Annotated in this window: 7 protein-coding genes (1 of these 7 only partly in view); 2 read left to right on the top strand and 5 right to left on the bottom strand. The window is 68.2% G+C overall.

Features of this window, described 5'->3' with window-relative positions:
• Positions 1-14: 14 nt before the first annotated feature.
• From AB0I43_RS22185 to AB0I43_RS22175, 3 genes are all read right to left on the bottom strand, one after another.
• Complete coding sequence (locus AB0I43_RS22185) at positions 15-506, bottom strand: YbaB/EbfC family nucleoid-associated protein (RefSeq protein WP_357432611.1); 492 nt, start codon at positions 504-506, stop codon at positions 15-17.
• Between the two features lie 75 nt (positions 507-581).
• Complete coding sequence (locus tag AB0I43_RS22180) at positions 582-830, bottom strand: hypothetical protein (RefSeq protein WP_357432610.1); 249 nt, start codon at positions 828-830, stop codon at positions 582-584.
• Between the two features lie 355 nt (positions 831-1,185).
• Positions 1,186-2,784: a hypothetical protein gene (locus AB0I43_RS22175; RefSeq protein ID WP_357432609.1), complete on the bottom strand. Its 1,599-nt coding sequence runs from the start codon at positions 2,782-2,784 to the stop codon at positions 1,186-1,188.
• Between the two features lie 404 nt (positions 2,785-3,188).
• Between AB0I43_RS22175 and AB0I43_RS22170 the strand changes: the two genes are divergently transcribed.
• Entirely contained in the window at positions 3,189-3,854 is a 666-nt protein-coding gene (locus AB0I43_RS22170) for a response regulator transcription factor (RefSeq protein WP_356973807.1), read from the top strand.
• Between the two features lie 101 nt (positions 3,855-3,955).
• Positions 3,956-4,876: a type IV toxin-antitoxin system AbiEi family antitoxin domain-containing protein gene (locus AB0I43_RS22165; protein ID WP_357432608.1), complete on the top strand. Its 921-nt coding sequence runs from the start codon at positions 3,956-3,958 to the stop codon at positions 4,874-4,876.
• Here the strand turns inward: AB0I43_RS22165 and AB0I43_RS22160 are convergent.
• Together AB0I43_RS22160 and AB0I43_RS22155 are read right to left on the bottom strand one after the other, a co-directional pair.
• Positions 4,873-5,145 (bottom strand): hypothetical protein, encoded by a 273-nt coding sequence (locus tag AB0I43_RS22160; RefSeq protein ID WP_356973806.1) that lies wholly within the window; start codon positions 5,143-5,145, stop codon positions 4,873-4,875. The genes AB0I43_RS22165 and AB0I43_RS22160 overlap by 4 nt on opposite strands.
• 38 nt (positions 5,146-5,183) lie before the next feature.
• Positions 5,184-7,581 carry the 3' end of a hypothetical protein gene (locus AB0I43_RS22155; protein ID WP_357432607.1) on the bottom strand. It continues 26,363 nt past the right edge of the window, so the window shows 2,398 of its 28,761 coding nt (coding positions 26,364-28,761); its start codon lies beyond the right edge, outside the window; the stop codon is at positions 5,184-5,186.

Genomic DNA, 7,581 nt, shown 5'->3' with positions numbered 1-7,581 from the left:
CTACCGCGCGCACGTCACCAAACGGAGTCGGTGACGCCCTTTCCGGTTTCCGGCTTTTCCTCGAGTCGCTCCACGTCGGTGAAGACCAGTTCGTCCTCGCGTTCGGCCGCCCCCGGCGGTGCGACAGAAACCGGCGGCTCCATGGGGATCTCGCTCTGGAAATCAGGCATGCCCGGGATCACATCGGAAAGCTTGGGCAGCCTGGCGCGTTCTTCCGCCAGCGGTGCCATGACCTCTTTGCTCTGGCCGAACACATCTTCCGCGGCCTGCTGGGCCAGCCGGGTGATCGCCTTGGCGATGTCGTCGTAACTGTATTCGTCGATGCCGCTGCCGAACTTGGTTTGAATGACCACACCGTTGGCGTTCACCGTCACCGAGATCTGCCGATCCTTCGTAGTAGCGGTCGCGGTGAGTTTGACCCGCTGCTGTTGCATCTCGGCGATCTCGCGGATGCGGGTGCGGAATTCCTCCATCACACCGCTGATCTCGGTATCGCGTCTGGCCATCTAACTCTCACCCACTCCACGAACTCTCCGGGCGGTCCGGGTGGACCACCCGCCAACAACAGCAATCGGCTGCGATCAGGCCTGCATGATCTGATCGTGGCGCTTTTGTTCTTCGATCTCGTTGTTCCGCGCGGCCTTGAACTGGCCTGCGGAGAGCTTGCCCCACGACTCGGCCATGGTGCGAGTGCCCTCGACCGCACCTTCGAGCTGGTATTTGAGTCCCTTGGGGTCGTTCATGAACTTTTCACCGAAGACCGGGTCGGATCCGACAATGGCGATCAGGGAATCGAGCTGGGCCTGTACACGATCGGCGAGCGCGTTCATGCGGTCGCATACCTTGCCGGTATCGGTGCCCGCAGTGCGCTGCTTCTCCGAGAATCTCTCGAGTGTCATCGTGCACCTCTCATTCCGCAGGACTCGTAGTGGGATCTTCGCATGAATCCCGAAAGACCAGAAGTCGAAATCTCCATGAACAGTTGGGTTCCCGCGTGACGACCGCAAAGCAGCTGACAAGCAGGGCTTTCCGACCATTCTGGCAGCCGGACCGGCGCCGCGCCCCGGTTCTCCGACGTGAGAAGCTAAAGAAGCCGTTAGGAATTGGCCATCGATACTTAGCCGACTGTTCACCCAGAGGCGAAAGCCCTGCTGCGGTAGCCGCAGCGGGGCAAGACTTCTGGGACTAGGCGTCGACCATGCCGTTGCGCTCCTGGAAGCGCTGCTCGAATTCCGCGATGTAGCGCGAGGGCGCGATCGAGGACGACGACTGTTCCAGCACGCCGTCGTCGGCGATGTAGAACAGCGCACGGCCGATGGCGATTTCCCCGGGCGCCGTGGGGACGAACACCATCCAGCCGCAGCTGATCCGGTCCGCGCGCAACTGGTCCAGTGGGTAGCCGGTGGTGTCCAGGTCGCGCTCGAGGATATAGCGGCGCACCTGCTCGATGGCCTCGTCCTCGGGCATCGGATCCGGCAGCGTGGTCGCCACCCCGGCCATGGTGAGCTGGTAGAACGCGCTGTCGATGTCGAACCCGCCCTCGTCACCGAAGACGCTGATCAGCGTGTCGCGAGTCACCACACCGGCTTCCGCGGCGGAAACGAGCGTTGCCACGGCGGCGACCTGGCCGTCGGAGGGCTCCGAGGAGACGAGGCTGGCGATCACATTGGTGACTGTCTGGGCGGTCCAGATGCCCGGAACCGCCTCGGCCAGTTGATCCGCGGTCGGCGAATCGCCGCGGTACCAGCGGCCACCCTCCCACCAGTAGCAGAACGAGAGCAATCCGCTGGCGGCGCGCGGATTCAGCACCGGGTTGGCCACCCAGGCCGGCGCACCGGCGTAGTACGCGGGCAGTTGCTCGCCATCGTTGTAGGCGGAGTCCAGGGCCGGGGCGTTCCAGACGCCGCCGGAGAGCACGGCCCGGCCGCCGGGCAGCATGTAGAGCGTGGAGCCGCCGCGCTTGGCGCCCTCGAACCAGCCGAGCGCGGGCAGGATGCGCGGGCCCCATTCGGACCCGACCGCGACGAAAGCGGCCGCCAGCACCGACCAGCGGGCCCACAGTGTGGGCAGCGCCGGGAAATCGCGCGCCGAGACCGTTCCCCGCACGCCGGCTTCTCGATCCGCGCGGGCCCAGGCTGCCGCCTCGGCGGGCGTACGCGACTGCCGATTCCCGTGCGAGACATACGCGGCCAGCCACACCGGCAGCCGATCGCGCGGATACTCGGCCAGATCGGCCTGGTAGACCTCGGCCGGGAACAGGTGATCGTCCGGGAAGGGCTCGTCACCGTAGTCGTAGTCGATCTCCAGCTGGCCGGCCGGGTTCAGCTGCAACAGCAACCGCCACCACGGTCCGTCGCCCAGTTCGGCGGACACCGAGCGATGCCGGCGAACCAGCTCCAGCACGGTTTCCGACGGTTGGATGCGGACCGACCGTTCCTCGTCGTCGCTGAACACGATCTGTGCGACCTCGGCGACCGCGGTGAACACGAAGACGGCGTCCAGCTTGGTCCACCCCTGCGGGCCGGCCGTGGCCAGTTCACGGGCGAGGCTGTGGCCGATCTCGCGGGCCTGCTCGGCCGGATCGACGTCTTCGGGCTCGGGCGGGGGCGCGGATTCTCCCAGCGAGAACTCCACGTCGGGTTGCTCGCCGCTTTCCTCGAACGCCTGCTGGAATTCCTGCAGGAACGCGTTGTCGGCCTGCTGTTCCGGAGTGAGATTCTGCTGCTCCGGAGCCGGTTCGCCGGGGACCTGGTTGCCGCGGGCCTCGTCGTCTGGGGTGGTCACGTTGCAGCTATCTCCTCATCCACACACCCGGGACCGGACCTCGAGCGGTGCGCGGTAGCGGGTTCGAGCCGACTTGCTGCCCCTCATCCTGGCACAGGATGCCGACGTGCGACTTCACGAGCCGAAACCCGCACCCCGCACCGGAATCGGCGCGGCCCGCCGTCGCGAACCCCGACCTGCCTTCGTAGGGCGGGACGAGGCCGCGGTGCTGCTGGCGGACCGGGGTGCTGGTCAACGGCTCCTTCGAGGGAAGCAGCTGGGAAGGAATTCTCGCGCACCAACTGGTCGTTCGTCTCGTTCATGAGCGGGAACATTCCTAAGAGGACGTCAAGGTCTCGAAAGTGACGACCGTCCGGGACCCCATACCGCTGCGCACCGAAGCTCCGGTTTGCGAGGATCGGCGAGTGAGACTTGCGATAGTCGAAGACGACCCGGGAGTCGGCGATGCCCTGGTCGCGGCGCTGCGCGCGAAGGACTATCAGGCCGACCATATCCGGCGCGGCGCGGATCTGCTGCTCAGTCACGACCGCTACGACGCGGTGATCCTCGATCTGGGGCTGCCCGACATGGACGGCTTGGAGGTGCTGCGGAAGTTGCGTGAGGTCAGCTCGGTGCCGGTGCTGATTCTGACCGCGCGCAGCGGGGAACGCGCGGTCATCCGGGGCCTGCGCGCGGGAGCCGACGATTACCTGACCAAACCGCCACGAGTCGGTGAACTGGTGGCGCGGCTCGAGACCGTCACTCGGCGGGCGAGCGTGCCCACCACGCCTGCCCCACAGGTGGTGGTCACCGGGGACGTGCGCGTCGATTTGCAGGCGCGCACGGTGGAAGTCGCGGGTGCACCGATCACGCTCACCCACAAGGAGTTCGAGCTGGTCCGGATCCTGGTCGAACGCCCCGGTTCCGCCGTCAGCCGCCAGCAGCTCATGGACCGCATCTGGGGTGATGCGTTCGCGGCCATCTCGCGGGCGCTCGACGTGCACATGGCGGCGTTGCGCTCGAAATTGCAGCGGCCGCGGCTGATCACCACCATTCGTGGTTACGGGTATCGGTGGGAGGCCGATCTGTAGCGCAGCTCCGGAGTTGTCCACAGGTTTCGGTTATCCACAGGGCATCTGTTCTCGCTGGTCGCGGCAAGTCGCAGTGCGCCGACACCGGCGAGAGTGGACGCATGCGACAAGAATTGCGAGTGCTGAGCGGCAGACAGCTCGGGGTATTCACCTGGCGGCAGGCGCTGGCCTCCTACACCCCGGCGGAGGTTCGCACGCGAGTCGGGCGAGGTCAGTGGCTACGCGTGCTGCACGGGGTGTATCGGGAATCGGACACCGAGCTCTCGCCCGAGCTGCGGGTGGAGGCCGCACGACTGTCGATGGGCCAGATGTCGGCGGTTGCCGCGTACGGCACTGCCGCGGAGCTGCACGGGTTCTCGGTCGCGGCCGACCCGGTCACGCATGTGCTCGGACCACGGCAATCCCGGGCCAGCGAGCTGATCGTGCACAGCGATCGAGTCGAATCGGGCGAATTGGAGCTCGTGCGGGGCACACTCACCACGAACGCACTCCGCACAGCCATCGATCTCGCGCGCAGTCTGCCGCGTCTCGACGCCCTGGCGGTCTTGGGCACCGTCCTCGGTCGAGGTGTATCCCGAGCGGATCTGGCTGTCGAAGCAAGCCGCCATCGTCACAAGATGGGTGCGGCGCGAGCTGCCGAACTGATTGCCTTGGCCGATGCCAGGCCGGAGTCCCCGATGGCATCGCGCACGCGCCTCGGGTGCATCGACGCCGGTCTGCCCTACAGCCGCAGCTCGAAATACCGACCCCCACCGGCGTTCGACGCCTCGACCTCGGCTGGCGGCAGTGGCGCATCGGCCTCGAATACGACAGCGCCGTCTGGCACACCGGCCCGCCGCGACTTCCCCTGCCACAACGAACTCACCCCCAGGGCTGGACCATCTACTACGCCACCGCTTCCGACGTCTACCAGCCGCAGCACTTCATTGAACTCATCCGGCAGGCGATCGCCAGGCGGACCTCGTAGTCGAATTGTGGTGTCGGTCCGCGTGTCGACCGCTATTCGACGACGAGGTTCCTAGGTGAGGCCGTGGGACTCGAACAGGCGCCGGCGGGCGGCCTTGCGGGCCGCGGCGTTGCTGCCGTCGAGTTGGCCGGAGAAGGCGGCACGGGCAGCGGCGACGAGGGAGTCCGTGATGTCCGGGTAGGCGTCGGTGATCGCCCACAGCGCGTTCTCGGTTTCGGTGTCCAGCGCGTTGTCGGACGGGACGGCCGCGCCGGTCTGGACGGCGGCCAGCAGGGTCTCGAAAGTCGCCTGGAGTTCGTCGGGGGTCGGGTCGGTGTCGCGCATGGGTGCTCCTCACTCTCTGGTCATTGTGCGGGTGCGGTTCAGGCCGTGAAGATGCGGGTGCGGCGGGCGGGGTCGGTCAGGACGTCGCGGATCAGCAGGCCGAAATCGAGATCGGACATGACCGCGCGGTAGTAGACGTCGCAGACGATGACGCCGTCGACGCTGAGGACGAAGCGTGTCGTCTGATCGTCGGCAGGTTGCCAGTGCACGCCGATCGGGTGGGTGTCCAGATCGATCAGACGCTCGCCCGTGTGTAGCAGCAGCCGACCGCCGTCCCGGTAGAACACCATGGACAGGTCGCCGACGTTTCCGTAGAGGCCGGACACCTGGCCGATCGCGCCGCTGCGCAGCGCGCCGGTCCGCGGATCGAACTCGGCGAACTCGCCGACACCGGAGTGCGAACGCACGACCAGCCCCGTGGAGGCGTGGTTTCCGTTCTCCGGGGGGCGGCCGTTGCCGTAGGCGGTCGTCCGCGGGAACGCGTGGGCGGGGCGCGCCGCAGGTGAAGACGACATCGGCGGCATCGGCGGGGCCATCGGCGGTGGGGCCGCGGACTGATCCGCCGGAGCGGGGCTCGAGTCGTTCGCGCCATGGCCGTTCGGAGCCTCGGCCTGTGCCGCGTACATCGAGGGCGATGGCGGGGTGTCGCCACCTTTGCCCTCGGCGCCGATCGCCGGCGGTTCGCAGGTGTTGGGCGGACCGGGCAGCGTCAGCTCGGCCGGCACTTCCCGAGGGACCGGCCAATCGGAGGACGGAACAGGAACTTCCGGGGCGGGCGCGGCGTCGGGCCAGCCGGAAGACCGAGTGGGTGGCGACAGCTGTCCGGTTCGCTCCGTCGAACCTGTCGATTGGGCTGATCCAGGCTCCGCCGACCAATCCGGCACCGAGGGAGTCGGGTCCGGGCTCGATGTGGCCCAGTTGGGCGGAACGGTTGGCAACGAAGATTGCTTGTGGTCAGGCCAGGCAGGGGCGATCGGTGGCGAATCAGCTTCTGGCACAGACCATCCCGGAGCCAGAGGCGGCGTCGGGTGGTTGCGCTGCTCAAACCACTCCGGAAGCGACGAATCAGCACCCGGTGCATGCCACCCCGGAGGCGGCGGCAGCGTCGGACGCTCGGGCTGCTCAGACCACCTCGGAAGCATCGAATCAGTGCCCGGCACAGACCAACCCGGAGGCACAGATGGGCCGGTCGGCGGCAGCGCCTCATCCGGCCATGTCGGCAGCGCCGGATCACCTGGAGGCGCCGGCCAACCCGGCGGGGGCAGGGCGGGGCCCTGAGGAGGGGTTGGCCAACCCGGCGGTGAGGGAAGCTCCGGTGGTGCCGGAGGTTTAGGCAGTTCCGGTAGCTCCGGAAGTTGCGGAGGTATGGGCGGTTCCGGCTTGGGCGGTTCCGGTTTCGGCGGTTCCGGCTTGGGCGGTTCCGGTTTCGGCGGTTCCGGTTTCGGCGGCTCCGGCTTGGGCGGCTCCGGCTTGGGCGGCTCCGGTTTCGGCGGCTCCGGTTTCGGCGGCTCCGGTTTCGGCGGCTCCGGTTTCGGCGGCTCCGGTTTCGGCGGCTCCGGCTTGGGCGGCTCCGGTTTCGGCGGCTCCGGTTTCGGCGGCTCCGGCTTCGGCGGCTCCGGCTTCGGCGGCTCCGGTTTCGGCGGCTCCGGCTTCGGCGGCTCCGGCGGGGTCGGTGGTCCCGGCGGGGTCGGAGGGTTCGGGGGTGCCGGTGGCCTCGGGGGTACTGGGGGCGTAGGGGGTGCCGGAGGCTTGGGAGGCAGCGGGGGTTTCGGGGGGACAGGGGGCGGGGGGACGGGGTATGGCTGCGCTTGGACTGGCTGGTGAACCTCGATGTGGGGGACCTCGAGGTCGTACTCCTTTGGCGGATGCGGGATGTGCGAGCGCGCGATTCCGCTCGTCGGCGCCGGACGCGGCCGCTCGCTAGTCGGATCTGCGGGGGCTGCCGGCGGCTCCTGTCCATTGGATTCGTCACGGCCGCCCGCGGAGTTCCGCGCGGCGGGTCGACTGTTATCCGGGTCGTCGGGGCCCTCAGAGCCGGGATCACGCTGTGCCGCGTCGGCACCCTCGTCGGGATCGCCCGCCGCGCGGGCAGCGCCGCCCGGCTCGGTGCCAGGGCGCGCTAATTCCGAAGTTCGGCCTGCGGCTGAATCCGGCGATGCTCCACCAGGTTCAGGAGTCTCAGGTTCCTCCGGCTCTGCGGGAGGACCGCCGGGACGCGTGGGCTCCGAGCTCGCCCCAGCATCCGGCGGAGTTCCACCTCGTTCGCGAGTTCCAGGTTCGTTCGTATTCGTGGCCGGTCGTGGCGACCCCGTCCGCTCGCCTTCGGCCGGATCGGCAACTGGTCGCCGTTCGGCATTTCCCCGTTCTGATTCGTCCGGGCTCCCCTCCGGTCGCGTCGCTACCTCCGGCAGGCCCTGGCGCACATGCTGCTGCGGT

The organism is Nocardia sp. NPDC050435, assembly GCF_040655395.1.
GTDB lineage: Bacteria > Actinomycetota > Actinomycetes > Mycobacteriales > Mycobacteriaceae > Nocardia.
The sequence above is the reverse complement of the archived record's forward strand: the minus strand, read 5'-3'. Positions and strand labels throughout refer to the sequence as shown.

Excerpts from the sequence above, each read along its gene's own strand:
- AB0I43_RS22165 (WP_357432608.1), top strand. The coding sequence starts at position 3,956 with ATGCGACAAGAATTGCGAGTGCTGAGCGGCAGACAGCTCGGGGTATTC.
- AB0I43_RS22180 (WP_357432610.1), bottom strand. The coding sequence starts at position 830 with ATGAACGCGCTCGCCGATCGTGTACAGGCCCAGCTCGATTCCCTGATC.
- AB0I43_RS22185 (WP_357432611.1), bottom strand. The coding sequence starts at position 506 with ATGGCCAGACGCGATACCGAGATCAGCGGTGTGATGGAGGAATTCCGC.
- AB0I43_RS22160 (WP_356973806.1), bottom strand. The coding sequence starts at position 5,145 with ATGCGCGACACCGACCCGACCCCCGACGAACTCCAGGCGACTTTCGAG.